Here is an 18,019-nt window from a genome sequence, read left to right as displayed (position 1 = left end):
CACTACTAAATAACGACAGGCCTACTGTTGTTCACCATTCGCCGGCTTCTCAGGCTCACTGTCAAAACTCTTTGCGACATCCATGAAGCGGCGCATGAAGCGTTCCATATAACCAAGCGACTGTTCGAACTCTGCATCGGACGGCAGCTTTGACGGCATAGCAGATGCAGCACCCGACTGAACTGCTGCAAGCTTATCCTCAAGCCTTTTCACGCGGTCCTGCAGATCGGAAATGTCGTTCTCATAAGCCTCGCGGTCTTCGGTTGCCATCTTGCAGACAAGCTGCCCCTGATGCTCATTGCAGACTGAAAGCGCACCCGTTCGCGTATCGAGCCGCACATAGCCGGTTTCCGTGCCTTCAAGGCGATAGCGGCCATTTTCCTGCGCATAAGCACTGCTGGCAATAAAGCCGGTCCCAAGAAGTGAAACCGTGGCGAGTGTGCGAAACAACGGCATGTTTTTGCCAGACATGGTTCTGTCTCCCTAATAGCCTGTTTAAGCGCATCCCGTCCGAAAGCCGCTTCACACTTTTCGGGATGCACTCTATTTCTTCGCGCATCTTATCCAAAAACCGCTTTGCACTTTTCGGGATGCACTCTATTTCTTCGCGCATCTTATCCAAAAACTGCTTTGCACTTTTCGGGATGCGCTTGAGCCTACCCCCATCATATGGGAGCTATGCGCGAAAAACGAACAAGTCATGCTTTGATTTTCTGATAAATTCGGGCTAGAGAGCCGCCATGACCAAAACGACCATCTACAAGATCGCCCCGCGCGATCTCTGGGCGCAGGCAGAAGAGGCTGGCAATTTTACCGGGGCACCCGTTGATATTGCCGATGGCTATATCCATTTCTCCACCAGTGAACAGGTGCGCGAAACAGCCGCCAAACATTTTGCCGGGCAAACGGATCTGCTGCTGGTAAGCGTAGATACAGCCGCCTTGGGCGATGCGCTGAAATTTGAAACCTCGCGCGGCGGGGCGCTGTTTCCGCATCTTTATGCAATGCTGCCACTATCGGCAGTGGTTAAGGTCGAGCCATTGCTGCTCGACAAAGATGGTCTCCACATCTTCCCGGAGCTTGAGGACAAATGAGCGGGCTTTTTGAACTTTTTGGGCGACGTGCATTGTTTACGTTCGACGCCGAGCAAGCGCATGGTCTGTCCATCGCAGGGCTGAAAACTGGCATTGTCACCTGCAGCCGTCCACATGACCCGGCACTTTCGGTTAAGATTGCAGGTCTACAGTTTCCAAATCCCGTGGGCATGGCAGCCGGTTACGACAAGAATGCCGAAGTTCCTGATGCACTCTTGAAGATCGGCTTCGGATTTACCGAAGTAGGCACCATCACGCCGCGTCCGCAGAGCGGCAATCCGCGTCCGCGTATTTTCCGTCTGGTGGATGATCGTGCTGTGATCAATCGTCTTGGCTTCAACAATGAAGGCCACGATGCAGCGTTCAAGCGCCTTTCGCAGCGCGCTGGAAAGAGCGGTATTGTCGGCGTCAATATCGGTGCCAACAAGGATGCTGAAGACCGTATCGGCGATTATGTAGCCGGTATTCGCAAGTTCTATCAGCTGGCACGATATTTCACCGTCAACATCTCTTCGCCCAACACGCCGGGCCTGCGCAATTTGCAATCCCGCGATGCGCTGCGCGAGCTGCTCTCGCGTGTGCTTGCTGCCCGCGATGAAGAAGGCAAGATGTGCACGCTGAAGCGTCCGGTTTTCCTCAAGATCGCGCCTGATCTGAGCAACGAAGAACTCGACGATATTGCTGCAGAAGCGCTTGAGCAGAAGCTCGACGGTATTATTGTTTCCAACACAACGCTTTCGCGCAACGGTCTGAACAGCACAGAGAACCGCGAAGAAACAGGTGGCCTTTCGGGCGCACCGCTATTTGAGCGTTCGACGATTATTCTGGCACGTATGCGCGAGCGGGTCGGCGCTGACATGCCGCTGATCGGCGTTGGCGGTATCGACAGTGCTGAAACCGCCCTTACGAAAATCAAGGCGGGTGCTGATCTCATCCAGCTTTACACCGGCATGATCTATCGAGGTCCTGGTCTCGCATCCGAAATCGTGCGCGGACTTTCAGACGCCGTCAAAACCGAAGGCGTGGCAAGCATTTCCAATCTGCGCGACCGCGACACAAAGGAGTGGGCCGCGCGCCGTCTGCCTGACTAAACTTCTCCTGAGCATGATCTTATCCCGAAAACCGGTTCCCACTCTTCGGGGTCATGCTTTAAAAAACTCTGTTCTGTATCTGCGCGGCAGCAACGCCAGAAGCGTGATGCCGCGGATCGATAGGAACAGATTGATTGCCAGCCAAAGCCCGTGATTTCCCATCACGGGCTTTACTGCATAAAGCACAGCCAAAAAGAATATCAGCGAGAAGAACATCATGTTGCGCATATCGCGCGACCATGTTGCGCCGATGTAAACGCCGTCCATATGGAATGCGAGCAGGCCGGTGAGCCCGGTTAATGCCGCCCATGGCAGATATTTGATCGCCTCATCGCGCACATCGGAAGCCTTCGACAGAAGGTCGATAATCGCATCACCAAACACCAGCAAAGTGAATGCAATCAAGCTGGCCATGACCAGCCCCCAAACGAAGGTAAGTTTCGCACCGCGAACAAATGCCGGGCTATAGCGCGCCCCGACCGAGCGGCCTACGATCTGTTCCACTGCGGCGGCCATACCATCGAGAAAGAAACCGCAGACGAGGAAGAAATTCATCAAAACCGCGTTTGCCGCCAGCGTCACCGGACCGAGCTCTGAACCCGCGCGGGTGAAGAATGCAAAGGCAGTCAAAAGCAGAATGGAGCGGATCATGATGTCGCGGTTAAGCGCGACCATCCGCACAAGACCTTCTTTCTGAAAGATGCGCGCCCAATCAGGCCTGCGTCCTGTCGAGCGATTGAAGTGGCGCGCAACAAGCGTGAGGCCAATGATTGCCGCAACAGTTTCGCCCGTCACCGTGGCCCATGCAACACCGGCCACACCCCAGCCAAGTTCCAGCCCGAGCACAATGCAGAGAATAATATTGATACCGTTAATTAGCACCTGAAGGCTGAGGCCCAGAATACCCTGCCCCCGTCCGAGCAGCAGACCCAGTACGGAATAATTAATAAGCGCCACCGGTGCCGAAAGCATCCGGATTGACACATAAGTCACCATCGCTTCCTGAGTGGCAGGTGTCGGGTGAATGAAATCAGACGCAACGGTTAGCACGAGCGGCAGGCTCAGTATCATCAGCAAGCCAGCAGCAATCGCTATAATGATAGCCCGCCAGAAGATTGCCTGTTCTTCTGCCTTGTCGCCTGCCCCCATCGCCTGTGCGACAAGCCCGGTGGTTCCGGAGCGCAGAAAGCTGAACATGGTCAGCAGAAAATCGAAAACCAGTGCGCCAATAGCGAGGCCACCAATCAATTCGGCCTGCCCCATCTGACCGACCACACCCATATCCACCAGCCCAAGCAAGGGCGTAGTGACGGCGGCGAGTGTCATCGGCACGGCGATCATCATCACCATGCGATGGGTCACTTCAAATGGTCTGGAAACAATGCTCTGATCGTGCAGCATCTGATCCCTGGCTTTCCTCGAATATCGGTCGCAATATCGGTAAGCTCTATTCTGGAATCATTCAAAACGACAGTGAATTCGGCCACCGTATTGTCGCAGCCCTGACAGCCTTATGTCAGGAGCGCGTTCAACAATATTCAGAGGCCGAGCATCATCGCCCAGTATAGGCGACGCGGATTGTTTTCAGGCGTCGCCCATGCAAGGCCATAATGCTCGAAGGTCGGATCAAGCATATTCTTGCGATGCCCTGGTGATTTCATCCAGGCATCAAAAACGGCCTGTGTGTTTGGCTGTCCAGCGGCAACATTTTCCGCCGCAGGGCCACGAATGCCAGCCTGTTTGAGCCGCGAAACAAACCCATTGCCCCAGCCGACCGAGTGGCCGATCTTGCCATGGCTCGCCATACGACGTGCCTGATAAAGCGCTGCCTGCTCAAGCTTGCCGTTGGTTGCCATAAGCGGCAGACCGTTGGACTTGCGGATCTGATTGAAGAGCTCTGTCGGGTCAACGTCTGCTGCAGCGTCTGCAAAACCCGCGGGCAAAGCCGCGAAAGCCAGAGCGCCACCGGCGAGGATCAGAACCCCCCGCCGGGTAAGGTTAAAGGTGTCGTTGTTTTGCATTTCCCGCTTCCGAAAGGCTTTTTACTAAGCATTTTCCTACGCAAAACCGCTTCGCACTTTCGCAGGAAATGCTCTGATTATTTCCGGTAGCTCAGGATACGGAGCAAAATAAAGGCAGGAATGACGACGGCCGCACCGAGGATGAGATAATCGGCAAAACCTGCAATGGCAGAGAAGCCCATGTTCCAAAGACGCAGAACAAAATCACGGATGCCATAGAGGATATCATAAGGCGTCCAGTGGAACGCGCTCATCACCACGCCAACCACCAGCGAGATCAGCACAAGCTTGATCAGCACGCGTGCAGGCGTATCGCCAAGAAAACGGTTTACACCATCAGACATGCAAATCTCCAGTATTTGGTCGCCTGCCAAAGTGGCAGTTTCGCCGCGGAAAATAGGTTGTCGGCGCGGGATTCGCAAGTAAGCTCATAGATTCAGCGTTCTTTGCGATAATCCCGTGGTGGCTTCTGCTTTTGGCGAACAAAAGAGCGGTTCATACTGCGCGTATCCGTAAAGCCGCTGGCGACTGCCACTTCCAGCAAAGATAGCCCGGTTTCGGACAGCAGCTCCCGCGCCTTTTTAACGCGCAATTCTTCACGCACCTCAAAAGCCGTGCGCCCCACGGCCATGCGAAAACCGCGCTCCATCTGACGCACCGAAATGCCGAGCTTGCGTGCCACATCGATCATCTGCACCGGCTCTTCAAGCGTTTCCTCAAAAATGCGGATTGCCTTACGGATCATCGGCGAACGAACGCCATTGAAGCTTAATGCCGGCTGTTCAGAACGCACCAGTTCATAAGGGATCATCAAAATGGACGCGCTTTTACGGGCCAACTCCTCGGAGATTTCATTCTGGATGATCGAAAGTGAAAGCGATGCCGCGCCCAGGCCACCCGCACAGGTATAGTGACGTCCGCTGCGATGAAAAAGGCTTGTCGTATCAGCGGTATGGCCATCGAAAAGATCGAGAAAATCATCACGATGGAACCAGCTGACACAACAGTTTCGGTCATCAAGCAAGCCGCCCTCAGCCAGCAGAAAGGCTGCTGTGCAAAGGCCCACAACGGTCTTGCCGCGCTTATCGGCGCGTTTGATAAGGTCAATCAAAGCCTGTTGACGTGGGCGGTACTGCGCAAGCAAACCGCCGACAACTGCCACATAATCGCACTCATCCAGCTCACCGATGGGTGCTGTCGGTTCAATCACCATACCGGAACTGGATGTGACCGGATCGCCCGACAATGTGCAGATTTTCCAGGCACACCGGATCTGGCGGCTTTTATCACGATCATCGGCTGCAAGGCGAAATGGGTCGAGAAACAGGCTGAGGGCCGTCAGCGTAAAACCGGGCAACGCAACGATGCCCACGGACAGACGGCGCGATGGCACATCCGTTATGATTTCCCGAACCTCATCCTTCCCATTTCTCACCTAAGCAGTCCTCCACCACATCCCACTTTATACGAACGGGATCAGGAAGAACGCAATCACCTGAAATGCTTGGAGAGCTTAAGTTGCTGCGCCTGATAGTTCGATCCCAGATCGATGCCATAGAGCGCTTTCGGGCGATTCAACATATGCTCATAAACAAGACGGCCGACAATCTGGCCATGTTCGAGAATGAACGGGACTTCATGACTGCGCACTTCCAGAACCGCACGGCTTCCCGTTCCACCAGCAGCGGTGTGACCGAAGCCCGGATCAAAGAAGCCTGCATAATGCACACGGAATTCACCGACCAGCGGGTCGAAAGGCGTCATTTCCGCTGCGAAAAGCGGCGGCACATGCACCGCTTCGCGCGAAACGAGGATGTAAAACTCATCCGGGTCGAGCACCAGTTCACGCGACCCACGATCATAGATCGGCTCCCAGAAGTCGAGAACGTCATTGGCAGCTCGCTTATCGACATCGACAACAGCTGTGTGATGCTTTCCGCGATAGCCGATCAGCTTGTCCTTATCACCCGACAGATCAACTGACAGCGCGATGCCGCCGCCAGAGATATTTGGCTGTTCTGCAGCCACCAACGTTTCGTTCTGATGCAATGTTGCAAGTTCTGCTTCAGTCAGCTGGGCACGTCCCTGTCGAAAACGGATTTGCGACAAGCGCGAGCCAGTGCGTGCAACAATCGGGAAAGTACGTGGGCTGACTTCGAGATAAAGCGGGCCATTATAGCCAGCAGGCACCTTGTCGAACTCCTGCGCACCATCGGCGATAACGCGGGTGAAAATATCAAGGCGGCCCGTCGAGCTTTTCGGGTTAGCGGAAGCAGACAATTCCGGCGAAAGCGACAAGCTTTCAAGCAATGGCACGATATAGACGCAGCCGGTTTCAAGCACCGCGCCTGCGGTCAAATCGATCTCGTGAAGCTTGAGACGTTCCAGCTTGTCGATAACCGGCGTTCCCGGACCGGGCATGAAGGATGCGCGCACACGATAGGCTTTCACACCCAATCGCAGGTCGAGACTTGCAGGCTGAATCTGATCGGCATCCAATGGACGCGCAGATTTGAGCAAACCGCTTTCAAACAGCGCGGCAATATCCGCATCTGCCAGAATTCCTGCTTCCCTCTGTGTCATACCACTGAACTCCGTGAATTACTTAAAATTGGTCTAAGACCATTGACCGCTCTAAGCACCGATGCCAACCCTCAAAGCCCTTGGTTTCGGGGTTTTCCGCAGGAATCAGAGGCCAAGCACCTTTCACCGGCAGCTCTTTTCCTGAAAACTGACCTTCCAAGCATTGACGACCCTGCCCAAGAGGCATAAGGAAAAAGTGTTCCGTGGTGATTTGGCCGGCCGGCTTGCAGCCACGTTAAAGAATTCGCTAAAATAAGGCCGCGGTTCGTTACCGGCCTTTTGCGTGTTCGCGAGGCCGGTTTTTTATTGGCCGCCGAGGCATTTCCAGGCCCCGGCCGACCAGCTTTCGACAGGTTGGAAAAAAATGACGAATAAGACTACCCGTAAGTTACGCCCGGCAACTCAGCTCGTTCATGCAGGATCGCTGCGTTCGGGCTTTGCAGAGTTGTCCGAAGCCCTCTATCTGACGCAGGGCTTTCTTTACCCGACAGCAGAAGCCGCTGAAGCGCGATTCACAGGCGAAGACCCGGGTTTCATCTATTCGCGTTATGCCAACCCAACCACAGACATGTTTGAAAAGCGCATGTGTGCGCTTGAAGGTGCCGAAGATGCGCGCGCCTTCACCTCCGGTATGGCGGCGGTCGCCGCCTCCATTCTCTGTCAGGTACAGGCTGGAGAACACGTCATCTGCGCACGCGCCGTCTTTGGGTCGTCGCGTTACATTATTGAAACGCTGCTGCCGCGCTATGGCGTTGAGTTTTCGATCATCGACGGCTCAAAGATTGAAAACTGGAAAGCAGCTGTTCGTCCGAACACCAAAGTGATGTTGCTCGAAAGCCCGTCGAACCCGACGCTCGAAGTGATCGACATTGCTGCTGTCGCAGACATTGCCAATGAAATCGGCGCAAAGCTGATCGTTGACAACGTGTTTGCGACGCCGCTTTACCAGAAGCCACTGGAGCTCGGCGCGCATATCGTCGTCTATTCGACCACCAAGCATATTGATGGTCAGGGCCGTTGTCTTGGCGGGATCATTCTTTCCGATCAGGAGTGGACTGAAGAAGTTCTCCAGCCTTACTTCCGTCATACCGGCCCGGGTATGAGCCCATTTAATGCATGGATCATGCTCAAAGGCCTCGAAACGCTCGGCGTTCGCGTGCGTCAGCAGACACAGTCGGCTACAGCCGTTGCCGATGCGCTTGCCGGTCAGGCAGGTGTGAAACAGGTCATTTATCCGGGCCGCGCTGATCACCCACAAGCCGATATCATCGCCAAGCAGATGACCGGCGGCTCGACGCTGATCGCGCTGGAACTCGAAGGCGGCAAGGAAGCTGCGTTCAAGTTTGAAAATGCGCTGCGGGTCTTCAGCATTTCCAACAATCTGGGCGATGCAAAGAGCATCATCACTCACCCCGCCACAACTACGCATCAGAGCCTCACGGACGAAGCCCGCGCGGAACTCGGTATTTCTGACGGTATGCTGCGTATCTCTGTTGGTCTCGAAGATCAGGATGATCTGGTTGAGGATGTGCTGGAAGCGCTAGCTGCCGCTCGATAACAAAAATCGACTAATTTTGCAGCTTTCGACCGCAAAACGATGCATAAACGACGCAATTGCCGGAACATTTCGGCAATTGCGCTGCATTTGTCGGCATCAACTCGTTGACCTCCCGCGCAACTTTAGCGATAGGTGAGACAAGTAGACTTGATGCGATTCAAAGGCGGGTGCGTATGTACAAAGCGGTAACGCGGGGTATCGAAGTAACGGCTGAACCGTTTTATCTCGAAGACCAGTCCGAGCCAGACGACAACCGCTATGTCTGGGGCTACCGGATCACAATCGCCAACAATTCATCTCAGACTGTACAGTTGCGCTCGCGTTACTGGCAGATCACAGACGGCAATGGCCATATTGAAGAAGTACAGGGCGCAGGCGTTATCGGCGAACAGCCGACGCTTAATCCCGGCGACTCTTATCAATACTCTTCAGGCTGCCCCTTGAGCACGACATCCGGTGTCATGGTTGGGCGATATCAAATGCAAGCTTCCGACGGGAATGCCTTTGAAGTCGATATTCCGGCTTTCTCGCTGGATATTCCAGAAGCCCGCCGCACGCTGAACTAAAAAAGGCGCTTCTTTTGAAGCGCCTTTTTCATGTCTCGCTTATCCCGAAAACCGCATCGCGCTTTTTCGGGATGCGCTTATTTATTTCGCAAACTGTGCAGGATCAAACTCATAGGTTTTGGAGCAGAATTCGCACGTAACCGAAATCTTGCCATCCTCCACGCTATCCTGAATTTCTTCAGCCGAGAAGTTTGAAAAGACGCCTTCGATCTTCTCGCGCGAACAGGCGCAATCATCGATAACCCGGATCGCCTCATAGATGCGAACGCCACGCTCATGGAACAGACGATAAAGCAGACGCTCCGAGCCAACCTGCGGGTCGGTCAGTTCCGAGCTTTCAATCGTGCCGACCAGCGAGCGCGCTTCATCCCAGCCGTCGTCTTCAAGGTCGAGAACAACTGTGTTTTCGTCGCCATCGCCACCCGGAAGGTCCGGCATGCGTGAACGAATTTCGGATTCCGGCAAGAACTGGATCATCAAGCCACCGGCGCGCCAACGTTCGACGAGTTTGCCGTCGCTGCCGCGCTCAACGAGCTTTGCAACGCTTAGCTTCATATCGGTTGCAATCTGCTCCGACTGGCGGAAGTAGGTGCGTGCGATCTCTTCCAGCGTCGATCCATCGAGAGCCACAATGCCCTGATAGCGCTGCGTGTGGGAACCCTGGTCAACCGTAAAAGCAAGCGTGCCACGGCCAAGCAGTTCTTCCGGACGTGTTTTGCCTGCGCTCACCGCTTCCGCGACGCGCTCGGCATCAAAACGTGCGTAGGCACGCACCGAACGTGGTGTGCGGAAATCCACGACCAGCATATCGACAGGTCCGTCGGACTGGGTCTGGAAGATGAACTTGCCTTCGAATTTCAGAGACGTGCCAAGCAGAACCGTGAGCACAGTCGCTTCCGCCAGCAGGCGTGCGACTGTTTCCGGATAATTGTGACGCTTGAGAATAGCGTCGATGCTTGCACCCAACTGAACGGCGCGACCGCGCACGTCGAGCCCTTCCACCTGGAAGGGCACAACGGCGTCATCGCCCGCGAAGTCGAAGTTATTCAGGTCGATCTGAACGACTTCTTCTTCGTTATGCTCAATGCTGGTCTTGTCAGCCAAATTATGCTCCTTGCAGGCACCAAGCCAGAATGGCCTTCTGGGCGTGGAGCCTGTTTTCAGCTTCATCGAATACGACCGATTGCGGGCCGTCGATCACTTCGTCGGTCACTTCCTCGCCGCGATGTGCGGGTAGGCAGTGCATGAAAAGCGCCTTCGGGTCAGCTTTAGCCATCAGATGCGCATTGACCTGATAAGGCATGAAAACATTATGGCCGCGAGCGTGATCTTCCTGCCCCATCGAAACCCAGGTGTCTGTGACGATGCAATCTGCACCGTTCACTGCCTTGTCCGGGTCTACTGTGGACAGGATTTTCGCGCCGTTTGCCTTTGCCCAATCGATATATTGCTGCTTCGGCTCACTGCCTTCCGGCGTTGCGATATTGACGTTGAAATCAAAACGCGCCGCAGCTTCCACAAGCGAATGCAGGACGTTGTTACCGTCCCCCATCCAGGCAAAGGTCTTGCCTTTGATCGAGCCGCGATGTTCCTCATATGTAAGAACGTCAGCCATGATCTGACAAGGGTGTGTGTCGTCGGTCAGTGCATTAATCACTGGAACAGTCGCGTATTCAGCCAATTCCAGCATACGATCATGCGATGTCGTGCGGATCATGATCGCGTCAACATAGCGCGAAAGCACCTTGGCGGTGTCCGCAATCGTCTCGCTGCGACCGAGCTGCATCTCCGACCCCGTGAGCATGATCGTCTCACCGCCGAGCTGACGCATACCGACGTCAAACGACACGCGGGTACGGGTGGACGGCTTTTCGAAAATCATCGCCAGAACCTTGCCGGCGAAAGGCTTTTCGATCTCGCCAGCCTTCAGACGTGCTTTGCGGGCTTTGGCGTCTTCCATGATGACACGCAGTTCCGATGATGGAACTGTCGATAAATCGATGAAGTGCTTGATACCGTTGTTCGCCATGATTTTATGCCGTCTTGCTGATCGGATTTGCGACGGAAAGCCGTTCAACGGCCGCTTCAATCCGTGCCAGTGCTTCACGGGCCTCTTCAGGCGTCGTAACCAGCGGAGGCAGGATACGAACGACATTGTCGCCAGCGCCAACGCTGAGCAGATGCTCATCACGCAAAGCCTGAATGAGGTTCACGTTAGGACCCACGCACTTGATGCCCATCAACAGGCCGCGACCGCGTACTTCCGAAATAACGTTCGGAAAACGATCGATGATCGAGGCAAGGCCCTGCTTCATGGTCAGCGCAGTTTCCTGCACGTTTTCAAGGAAGCCGTCAGCAAGCACGACATCAAGCACGGCATTGCCAACAGCCATAGCAAGCGGGTTGCCGCCATAGGTCGTGCCGTGAACGCCGGCCACCATGCCCTTGGCAGCTTCTGCTGTTGCAAGGCAAGCGCCCATTGGGAAGCCACCGCCTATACCCTTTGCGACTGCCATGATGTCTGGCGTGATACCCGACCATTCATGGGCGAAAAGCTTGCCGGTACGGCCAACGCCGGTCTGCACTTCATCGAGGATCAGAAGAAGACCCTTGTCGTCGCAGATCTTGCGCAGAAGACGCATGAATTCTTCAGGGAACCCGCGCAGACCGCCCTCGCCCTGCACAGGCTCAAGCAGAATTGCCGCAGTTTCTTCGGTGATTGCGGCACGCAGCGCCGCTTCATCGCCGAATGGAACCTGATCGAAGCCCTCGACCTTCGGACCGAAACCTTCGAGATACTTAGCCTGACCGCCAGCAGCGATCGTTGCCAGCGTACGGCCGTGGAACGCGCCTTCAAAGGTGATGACGCGGAAGCGCTCAGGATTGCCGTTTACATAATGATAGCGGCGCGCAGTCTTGATCGCGCATTCCAGCGCTTCAGCACCGGAATTGGTAAAGAATACCTTGTCTGCAAAAGTCGCATCTACGAGACGCTTGCCAAGCTTTTCCTGACCAGGAACTTCATAGAGGTTCGACAGGTGCCAGAGCTTGTCAGCCTGCTCTTTAAGCGTATTAACCAGATGCGGATGGGAGTGGCCCAGCGAGTTAACCGCGATGCCAGCTGCGAAATCGAGATAACGGTCGCCGCCTTCGGTAATAAGCCAGATGCCCTCACCTCGCTCGAAGCGCAGAGCCGCACGATTGTAAGTGTCGTAGAGCGGTTGCACAGTCGTAACGTCGGTCATTGCAGTCAGGCCTCCATTAGCCTTTTAAATGCAGCGCCTCCGGCTAGGGCCGGTCAGGCAGCGTTTCCCATTGTGTTGATGTCCCGCACATGAACGCAATCGTTCACTGGCGGGTTCGGGGATCACATGTCTTTGCATGGTCCTCCCGGCGGAAATAAAAAACCGCCCTCAGGGCGGCAATATTTAATCCCGCGCGTATATTGGCGCTCGCAAAAAAAATGTCAATCAAAGCCCACCCGGATAATCATGCATCTTTATGCATGAGTTCATGCGGGAAGCTCACATTATAAAGAGCGGGATTAAGATGGCACCTATGCGGTTGCAGGGGTGGCATTTTTCCGATCGGGTCGATATATAGACGCCAGATGTCTTCCCCGACGGGAAATCCCTCTGAAATGCACCCGCGAAATACGCGTAGCTGACTCAGAAAAACCGTCTTTAGCACCCAAGTTGGGGAAAACCATAAAAATGGAATCCGCCTGGCAAGGCTATCCCTTGTCATGGAGTCGTTCGGTATTGTAGTTTCTATTTAAAGTAAAAAACTACATTTCGTACGGCGGACCTAGTCACCCGGATAGATATAGTGTTTGTGCCTGGAGCAATCCGGGGACGCTGGTGGATTCCGGATAACGAAAACTGATTGGAGCCCAGGGCGATGAACTGGACAGATGAGCGCGTCGAACTGCTAAAGAAATTATGGAACGAAGGCTTGAGTGCAAGCCAGATCGCAGCGCAGCTTGGTGGCGTCAGCCGCAATGCAGTGATCGGTAAAGTGCACCGCCTGAAGCTTTCGGGTCGTGGCAAGACCACGACCGCAGCACCACGCAGTAAAAAAGTAAATACCGTTGCAGCGACCCCGCGTCCTGCAGCAACCACCCATAGCAATGGTGCAAGCCGCCCACAGGCGACCACAACCATTCGCACAGCAACTGTCACGCAGACCGTCGGTGCAACTGCGCTTCAGATGGAATATGTTGCAGATGCCGTAACAGAACGCGTCGTACGCCCAGCGTCGGACGTCGTTGTTCCAATTTCCCGCAAGCTGACACTTCTGCAGCTCAGCGAGCGCACCTGCAAGTGGCCGATCGGCGATCCACTCAATGAAGATTTCCACTTCTGCGGCAGTGAATCCGGTGAATCCAGCCCATATTGCAGCTATCATTCGAAGCTGGCTTTCCAGCCGACGGCGGAACGTCGTCGCGCGCGCTAATCTCCTTTACCAGCGTCCAATAAATTTAAACCCCGGCAGCGTTTCCGCTCCGGGGTTTTTCTTTGCTCTCTCTCTCCTCAAGGCGGCTCCCAACTGTCCGTTACAGCGGTTCCAGTTAAGAAAGAATCGTTGGAACCGCTGTAACTATTTGTTTTTACGCATTATCCGACGCAAAACCGCTTCGCACTTTTGCTGGAAATGCTATAAGAAGCATGGATGATCTGCCTACGCCCGCTTGGGCAGACGGACCATAAAGGTAGAACCTTCGCCAAGCTGCGAGCGTACAACAAGGCGGGCGCGATGGCGAGCGAGGATGTGCTTGACGATAGCAAGTCCCAGACCTGTTCCCTTTTGAGCACGGCTTGTTTCGACATCGATGCGGTAAAAGCGTTCGGTCAGACGCGGGAGATGCTCGGCAGCAATGCCCGGACCGAAATCCTGCACCGAGGCTACGACTTCCGAGGCGTTTTCGCTGCTCTCTTCGTCCAGGCTTAGAATGATACGTTTGCCGCCCTGCCCATATTTACAGGCATTTTCAACGAGGTTCTGGAAAACCTGGATAAGTTCATCTCTGGTGCCAGTCACATTGACCGGATGATCCGGGAAGTGTCGCTCAATGACGACATCAAGACCCGCGGCGAGAGGTGTCAGTGTGTCGGCTACGTGGTTGAGCACAGCGGTCATATCCACACATTCGCTCACCGCCAAATGCGCGCGCATTTCCAAACGTGAGAGAGAAAGCAGATCGTCAATCAAACGCGACATGCGCTCGGCCTGTTTCTGCATGATACCCAGAAACCGCTCGCGTGCGCCTGCATCATTGCGTGCCGGGCCTTGCAGCGTCTCGATGAACCCAAGCAATGAGGCAAGCGGCGTACGCAACTCGTGACTGGCATTAGCGATAAAGTCCGAACGCATACGGTCGATGCGACGTGTTTCACTTTGATCGCGGAACAGAAGAACGAAAAGTTCCGGTTTGCCCGATGCATCCCTTAGAGCCTTCACCATCGCCTTATACCAGCGGTCAATCGGCACACGCTCGAAATAGTCTATGCTGCGCGGCTCACCGTCAGCAATCACGCCTTGAATAAGTGCGTGCATTTCCGGAGCACGAAACCGCAGATAAAGACCTGTATCTTTTTCAAGTGACTGGAAGGCACTGAGCGCTGCAGCATTTGCGAAGAGCACAGTTCCACGCTGATCAAATACAATCATCGGATCGGTCAGAAGATCGGCAAGCCGCTCACCGGAAACACCAGCCATTTCATTGACGGGATGTTCATCCTGCAGCTTTTCCTCAACAGGGTCATCGCGCGTGGCGCTTGCGACCCAGATGGCGCCAACGACGACCAGAACCATCAAAAGGATGCGAAACCACAAGGGCAACTCCAGCACCATGATGCAAACCACCAACACCAGGCTGGCAATAAGCACACCCTTGACCCTGAGAAGCGGAGCAAAGAGGGTTTCCTCTGGCTCGGAACCGGGAGAAGGTTGGTTGCTGCTTTCACTCATTCTCAAATCTCTCAATTCAGACAGCGCGCAAGCCATTTACCTTACGCATGTAATTGTCCCGAAAGCGGGTCAACGATCCTTTACGCGGCTTATAAACAGCCCATATCATGCATTAAAGCGTATCGCATTTTATCATTTCCAAATGATGCGCTTTAAGTCCTTGTTCTTTCGCATGTCGTTATCGGATCGTAGCGGGATTAGAAATCAGCCCAGTAAACTGATTTCCCCGCGAAGACGGTTTCCCAATTTCTGCGGCATGCACTAGGTTCGGCGGGCACTGCGTAAACGTGCCTTTATATAAACCAAAGGAGCTTGCCGTGGGTGACAGTTCAAAGACAGCTAACAAAAAGAAAGCGGAAAAAGACAATTCAAAATCCGGCGACAAGCCTCTGAAGATCAAAATCGAAGGCGACACCCACAAGTTCGATATCAACGATCCCAAGCTTCCGGACTGGATTGATGACCAGGCTCTGCAATCTGGCGGATATCCTTATCCTGATAAAATGAAATCGAAGGATTATGAGGAAACGCTGGAGCGGCTTCAAATCGAGCTCGTCAAAATGCAATACTGGCTGCAAAGTACCGGTGGACGGGTAATCAGCGTCTTTGAAGGGCGGGATGCTGCTGGCAAAGGTGGAACAATCTTCACCATCCGGCAGTTCATGAACCCCAGAACTGCGCGCAATGTCGCCTTGCCAAAGCCCACTGAAACCGAGCGCGGTCAATGGTATTTTCAGCGCTACGTGCAGCTCTTCCCCACGTCGGGTGAATTCGTCACCTTCGACCGTTCCTGGTATAACCGTGCAGGTGTTGAGCGCGTCATGCAGTTCTGTACGCCCGAGCAACTTGAAACGTTTCTGACGGAAACGCCTGATTTCGAGCGGATGATCGTCACCGAAGGTATCCACCTGTTCAAGTTCTGGCTGGATATCGGACAGGAAATGCAGCTCAAGCGTTTCCATGAGCGCCGCCACAGCCCACTGAAAAGCTGGAAATTCTCACCGATGGATGTTGCGGGTATTTCACGCTGGGATGACTATTCCAAAGCGCTGCATGTCATGCTTGAGCGCACAGATAGCGGTTACGCGCCATGGACGATTATTCGATCCAACGATAAGAGACGCGCCAGATTGGCTGCAATCCGGCGCATTCTCCTGAGTTTGCCTTATGAAGGGCGTGATCTCGAAGCCATCGGCCCGGAAGATCAATCCATTATCGGACGAGGCGCTGAGTTTCTTGCTTCCAAAACACCGGCGGCATCCGATTCCGGCAAATAGAACGTGCTTGGCTGGTGTGGTGTTTTCTCCCAGAGATGCGGCTTCCACACCAGCTGCCACAGAGCTCGCCATGCCGAAACTGAGATCAAGACCCAATAGGCTGGGATGGCGAGAATATAGGCATAACCGCCTAATTCCGTCGGCTCCATAGTCTTCGACCCAAGCACATAGAAACTCAGGTAGGCCAGCATGATATTGATCATATCAATGCGCAACAGCCACTGGTTTTGGGAATCGAGAGGGCCAAACAGCATAAACCCCGCAAGAACCAGCACGGTCACCAGCATGAATGGATGCAGAAGCGCCGAACCAATAATACCCAAGGTGTAAATCTGGTTGACGACGAAGCGCCACCAGCCAAGCTCGCGCCAGGTGGCATATGGATTACGTCCATGAACGAGCCATGTCTGCATCCAGCCTTTGATCCAGCGCGTACGCTGCTTATGCCAGACCGAGTAGTCAACCGGCGCGTCTTCGACGGTGCCCCGAGTGATAACATCGATACCGTAACCAAAGCGAGCGAGCCGCATTCCAAGATCGGCATCCTCGGTGACATTATAGGCGTCCCACCCACCAACCTGGTCAAGGCATGAACGGCGGAAGTGATTGGATGTGCCGCCCAGTGGGATAACCAATCCTTGGGAAGCAAGCCATGGCAACAACCCACGGAACAGCGTGGCATATTCAAATGCAAACATACGCGTGAGCAGGTTTTGCCGGAAGTTTCCGATAATCAAAGGCGCCTGAACGCAAGCAAGCTGATCGCCACCCCGCTGAAACGCCTGCCATGCCTCAAGGAGCTGATCTGGATGAGGACGATCCTCTGCATCAAAGACGGCTATGATTTCGCCGCGTGCAAATTGAAGCGCATAGTTCAACGCCTTCGGCTTGGTGCGCGGACCGCCTGTTGGAACGAGAACCAGCTCATAATTTGATGGAAGAGCCCTCGCCCTGATTTCCCCGATGGTATCAAAATCGTCTCTCTCGCAGACAAGTTTGATATCGAGTTTGCTGCGCGGCCAGTTAAGCCTCTCCAGCGAAGCAATTAGTTGCCCCACAACTGCTTGTTCACGATAGAGCGGCACCAGAACAGAGTAGACCGGCAAGTCGCATCGATTAAACGGCACGATTTCTGGAAAACGCAGACGACGGCTTGAAACCGCTGCGAAGAGGCGGATGAGTACACAGCCGAAAAAGAACAATGTCAGACAGACGTGCAGGAATAGAATAGTTTTTGACGGCCAATTCACGAAACTTGCAATAAACGCATAAAGCCCCATTGCAATGATGAAAGCCTGTGGCGTTTCAAGGACCCGGGCTGCTGAAAACAGCTGTGGTGTCATTCCATGCGCCCGCGCGATCAAATCCTTCTGATGGCGCTGGCGAAGGATCTTCTTGATGACCGACGGTGTGGAAATCCTAATCCGCTCCCGCAGTTCTGGTGTTTGCTGAATATGGTCGCGCAGTTTTGCAATACGACTTTCAGTCGGGGCGAGATAAAGATAGGAAGTGCCGTCCTTTCCGAGCACCGTCAATTGTCCCGGCTCCGTAAAAATCGCCGATGTCTCTTCACCCGTAACAAAGACGCGTGACGAGAGGACCTCCTCTGTGAATGTCAATTCGAGATAGTCGGCTATTGCTTCAAACAACAACGTCTCTGAAACACCCCGCTGATGCGAAATTTCGGCGCAAAAGCTTGTCCCGTTGATGATGGATGCTTCATAGGCTTTCGTCAGGCAATCACGCGACACACCGCGTCGCTCCAATCTGGCAGATATGGCCGTGCATATCCCCAGATCGGAAGCAATCGATCCGTTACTCATAGTACCCCCGCACTACTAATGGACTATTTTTATTTT

At 54.1% G+C, this 18,019-nt stretch carries 17 protein-coding genes and 1 riboswitch; of the genes, 6 read left to right on the top strand and 11 right to left on the bottom strand.

Annotation, left to right across the window (positions count from 1 at the left end):
• Positions 1-21 precede the first annotated feature (21 nt).
• A complete protein-coding gene (locus CEV34_RS08925; protein WP_007873515.1) occupies positions 22-471 on the bottom strand; it encodes a hypothetical protein in 450 nt (149 codons plus the stop codon).
• Between the two features lie 269 nt (positions 472-740).
• Here CEV34_RS08925 and CEV34_RS08920 point away from each other — a divergent pair, with 269 nt between their 5' ends.
• Entirely contained in the window at positions 741-1,094 is a 354-nt protein-coding gene (locus CEV34_RS08920; RefSeq protein WP_007873513.1) for a DUF952 domain-containing protein, read from the top strand.
• Positions 1,091-2,185: a quinone-dependent dihydroorotate dehydrogenase gene (locus CEV34_RS08915; protein ID WP_007873512.1), complete on the top strand. Its 1,095-nt coding sequence runs from the start codon at positions 1,091-1,093 to the stop codon at positions 2,183-2,185. The genes CEV34_RS08920 and CEV34_RS08915 overlap by 4 nt, the downstream gene beginning before the upstream one ends.
• A 51-nt stretch (positions 2,186-2,236) precedes the next feature.
• Here the strand turns inward: CEV34_RS08915 and CEV34_RS08910 are convergent, their stop codons facing one another.
• The 5 genes from CEV34_RS08910 to CEV34_RS08890 form a co-directional block, all read right to left on the bottom strand.
• Positions 2,237-3,586 (bottom strand): MATE family efflux transporter, encoded by a 1,350-nt coding sequence (locus CEV34_RS08910; RefSeq protein ID WP_007873511.1) that lies wholly within the window; start codon positions 3,584-3,586, stop codon positions 2,237-2,239.
• Between the two features lie 137 nt (positions 3,587-3,723).
• Positions 3,724-4,206: a CAP domain-containing protein gene (locus CEV34_RS08905; protein ID WP_007873510.1), complete on the bottom strand. Its 483-nt coding sequence runs from the start codon at positions 4,204-4,206 to the stop codon at positions 3,724-3,726.
• Between the two features lie 77 nt (positions 4,207-4,283).
• Complete coding sequence (locus CEV34_RS08900) at positions 4,284-4,550, bottom strand: DUF6460 domain-containing protein (protein ID WP_007873508.1); 267 nt, start codon at positions 4,548-4,550, stop codon at positions 4,284-4,286.
• A 92-nt stretch (positions 4,551-4,642) separates the two neighbouring features.
• Positions 4,643-5,641 (bottom strand): GlxA family transcriptional regulator, encoded by a 999-nt coding sequence (locus tag CEV34_RS08895; RefSeq protein WP_007873507.1) that lies wholly within the window; start codon positions 5,639-5,641, stop codon positions 4,643-4,645.
• Positions 5,642-5,697: 56 nt separating this feature from the next.
• Positions 5,698-6,789 (bottom strand): 2'-deoxycytidine 5'-triphosphate deaminase, encoded by a 1,092-nt coding sequence (locus CEV34_RS08890; RefSeq protein ID WP_007873506.1) that lies wholly within the window; start codon positions 6,787-6,789, stop codon positions 5,698-5,700.
• Between the two features lie 193 nt (positions 6,790-6,982).
• Positions 6,983-7,063: riboswitch (SAM riboswitch) on the top strand.
• 90 nt (positions 7,064-7,153) lie between these two features.
• Here CEV34_RS08890 and CEV34_RS08885 point away from each other — a divergent pair.
• Together CEV34_RS08885 and apaG are read left to right on the top strand one after the other, a co-directional pair.
• A complete protein-coding gene (locus CEV34_RS08885; protein ID WP_007873505.1) occupies positions 7,154-8,347 on the top strand; it encodes an O-succinylhomoserine sulfhydrylase in 1,194 nt (397 codons plus the stop codon).
• Between the two features lie 173 nt (positions 8,348-8,520).
• Positions 8,521-8,913 (top strand): Co2+/Mg2+ efflux protein ApaG, encoded by a 393-nt coding sequence (gene apaG / locus CEV34_RS08880; protein WP_007873504.1) that lies wholly within the window; start codon positions 8,521-8,523, stop codon positions 8,911-8,913.
• 81 nt (positions 8,914-8,994) lie between these two features.
• Here the strand turns inward: apaG and CEV34_RS08875 are convergent, their stop codons facing one another.
• From CEV34_RS08875 to CEV34_RS08865, 3 genes are read right to left on the bottom strand one after another with little or no spacing between them, the layout of a single operon-like run.
• Positions 8,995-10,017 (bottom strand): Hsp33 family molecular chaperone, encoded by a 1,023-nt coding sequence (locus CEV34_RS08875; protein ID WP_007873503.1) that lies wholly within the window; start codon positions 10,015-10,017, stop codon positions 8,995-8,997.
• A 1-nt stretch (position 10,018) separates the two neighbouring features.
• The gene (argF, locus tag CEV34_RS08870; protein WP_007873502.1) at positions 10,019-10,942 is read right to left on the bottom strand and encodes an ornithine carbamoyltransferase; all 924 of its coding nucleotides are present in this window, start codon (positions 10,940-10,942) and stop codon (positions 10,019-10,021) included.
• A gap of 4 nt (positions 10,943-10,946) precedes the next feature.
• The gene (locus tag CEV34_RS08865) at positions 10,947-12,158 is read right to left on the bottom strand and encodes an aspartate aminotransferase family protein (RefSeq protein ID WP_007873501.1); all 1,212 of its coding nucleotides are present in this window, start codon (positions 12,156-12,158) and stop codon (positions 10,947-10,949) included.
• Between the two features lie 655 nt (positions 12,159-12,813).
• Here CEV34_RS08865 and CEV34_RS08860 point away from each other — a divergent pair.
• Positions 12,814-13,368 carry a GcrA family cell cycle regulator gene (locus CEV34_RS08860; RefSeq protein WP_007873500.1) on the top strand — a complete coding sequence of 185 codons (555 nt, stop codon included), beginning with the start codon at positions 12,814-12,816 and terminating at the stop codon, positions 13,366-13,368.
• A gap of 225 nt (positions 13,369-13,593) precedes the next feature.
• On the opposite strand, the gene CEV34_RS08855 is transcribed toward CEV34_RS08860, so the two are convergent.
• A complete protein-coding gene (locus tag CEV34_RS08855; protein WP_007873499.1) occupies positions 13,594-14,883 on the bottom strand; it encodes an ATP-binding protein in 1,290 nt (429 codons plus the stop codon).
• A gap of 317 nt (positions 14,884-15,200) precedes the next feature.
• On the opposite strand from CEV34_RS08855, the gene ppk2 reads away from it, so the two are divergent.
• On the top strand, positions 15,201-16,160 hold the full coding sequence (ppk2, locus tag CEV34_RS08850; protein WP_007873498.1) for a polyphosphate kinase 2: 960 nt from the start codon (positions 15,201-15,203) through the stop codon (positions 16,158-16,160).
• On the opposite strand, the gene CEV34_RS08845 is transcribed toward ppk2, so the two are convergent.
• The gene (locus CEV34_RS08845) at positions 16,088-17,983 is read right to left on the bottom strand and encodes a glycosyltransferase family 2 protein (RefSeq protein WP_007873497.1); all 1,896 of its coding nucleotides are present in this window, start codon (positions 17,981-17,983) and stop codon (positions 16,088-16,090) included. The two genes, ppk2 and CEV34_RS08845, sit on opposite strands and share 73 nt — an antisense overlap.
• Positions 17,984-18,019: the final 36 nt, after the last annotated feature.

The organism is Brucella pseudogrignonensis (genome assembly GCF_002252525.1).
Taxonomy (GTDB): Bacteria; Pseudomonadota; Alphaproteobacteria; order Rhizobiales; family Rhizobiaceae; genus Brucella; species Brucella pseudogrignonensis.
The sequence above is the reverse complement of the archived record's forward strand: the minus strand, read 5'-3'. Positions and strand labels throughout refer to the sequence as shown.

Coding starts and splice junctions, on each gene's coding strand:
- CEV34_RS08855 (WP_007873499.1), bottom strand. CDS start 14,883: ATGAGTGAAAGCAGCAACCAACCTTCTCCCGGTTCCGAGCCAGAGGAA.
- CEV34_RS08905 (WP_007873510.1), bottom strand. CDS start 4,206: ATGCAAAACAACGACACCTTTAACCTTACCCGGCGGGGGGTTCTGATC.
- CEV34_RS08865 (WP_007873501.1), bottom strand. CDS start 12,158: ATGACCGACGTTACGACTGTGCAACCGCTCTACGACACTTACAATCGT.
- CEV34_RS08910 (WP_007873511.1), bottom strand. CDS start 3,586: ATGCTGCACGATCAGAGCATTGTTTCCAGACCATTTGAAGTGACCCAT.
- CEV34_RS08890 (WP_007873506.1), bottom strand. CDS start 6,789: ATGACACAGAGGGAAGCAGGAATTCTGGCAGATGCGGATATTGCCGCG.
- argF (WP_007873502.1), bottom strand. CDS start 10,942: ATGGCGAACAACGGTATCAAGCACTTCATCGATTTATCGACAGTTCCA.
- CEV34_RS08860 (WP_007873500.1), top strand. CDS start 12,814: ATGAACTGGACAGATGAGCGCGTCGAACTGCTAAAGAAATTATGGAAC.
- apaG (WP_007873504.1), top strand. CDS start 8,521: ATGTACAAAGCGGTAACGCGGGGTATCGAAGTAACGGCTGAACCGTTT.
- CEV34_RS08925 (WP_007873515.1), bottom strand. CDS start 471: ATGTCTGGCAAAAACATGCCGTTGTTTCGCACACTCGCCACGGTTTCA.
- CEV34_RS08915 (WP_007873512.1), top strand. CDS start 1,091: ATGAGCGGGCTTTTTGAACTTTTTGGGCGACGTGCATTGTTTACGTTC.
- CEV34_RS08885 (WP_007873505.1), top strand. CDS start 7,154: ATGACGAATAAGACTACCCGTAAGTTACGCCCGGCAACTCAGCTCGTT.
- CEV34_RS08845 (WP_007873497.1), bottom strand. CDS start 17,983: ATGAGTAACGGATCGATTGCTTCCGATCTGGGGATATGCACGGCCATA.
- CEV34_RS08920 (WP_007873513.1), top strand. CDS start 741: ATGACCAAAACGACCATCTACAAGATCGCCCCGCGCGATCTCTGGGCG.
- CEV34_RS08900 (WP_007873508.1), bottom strand. CDS start 4,550: ATGTCTGATGGTGTAAACCGTTTTCTTGGCGATACGCCTGCACGCGTG.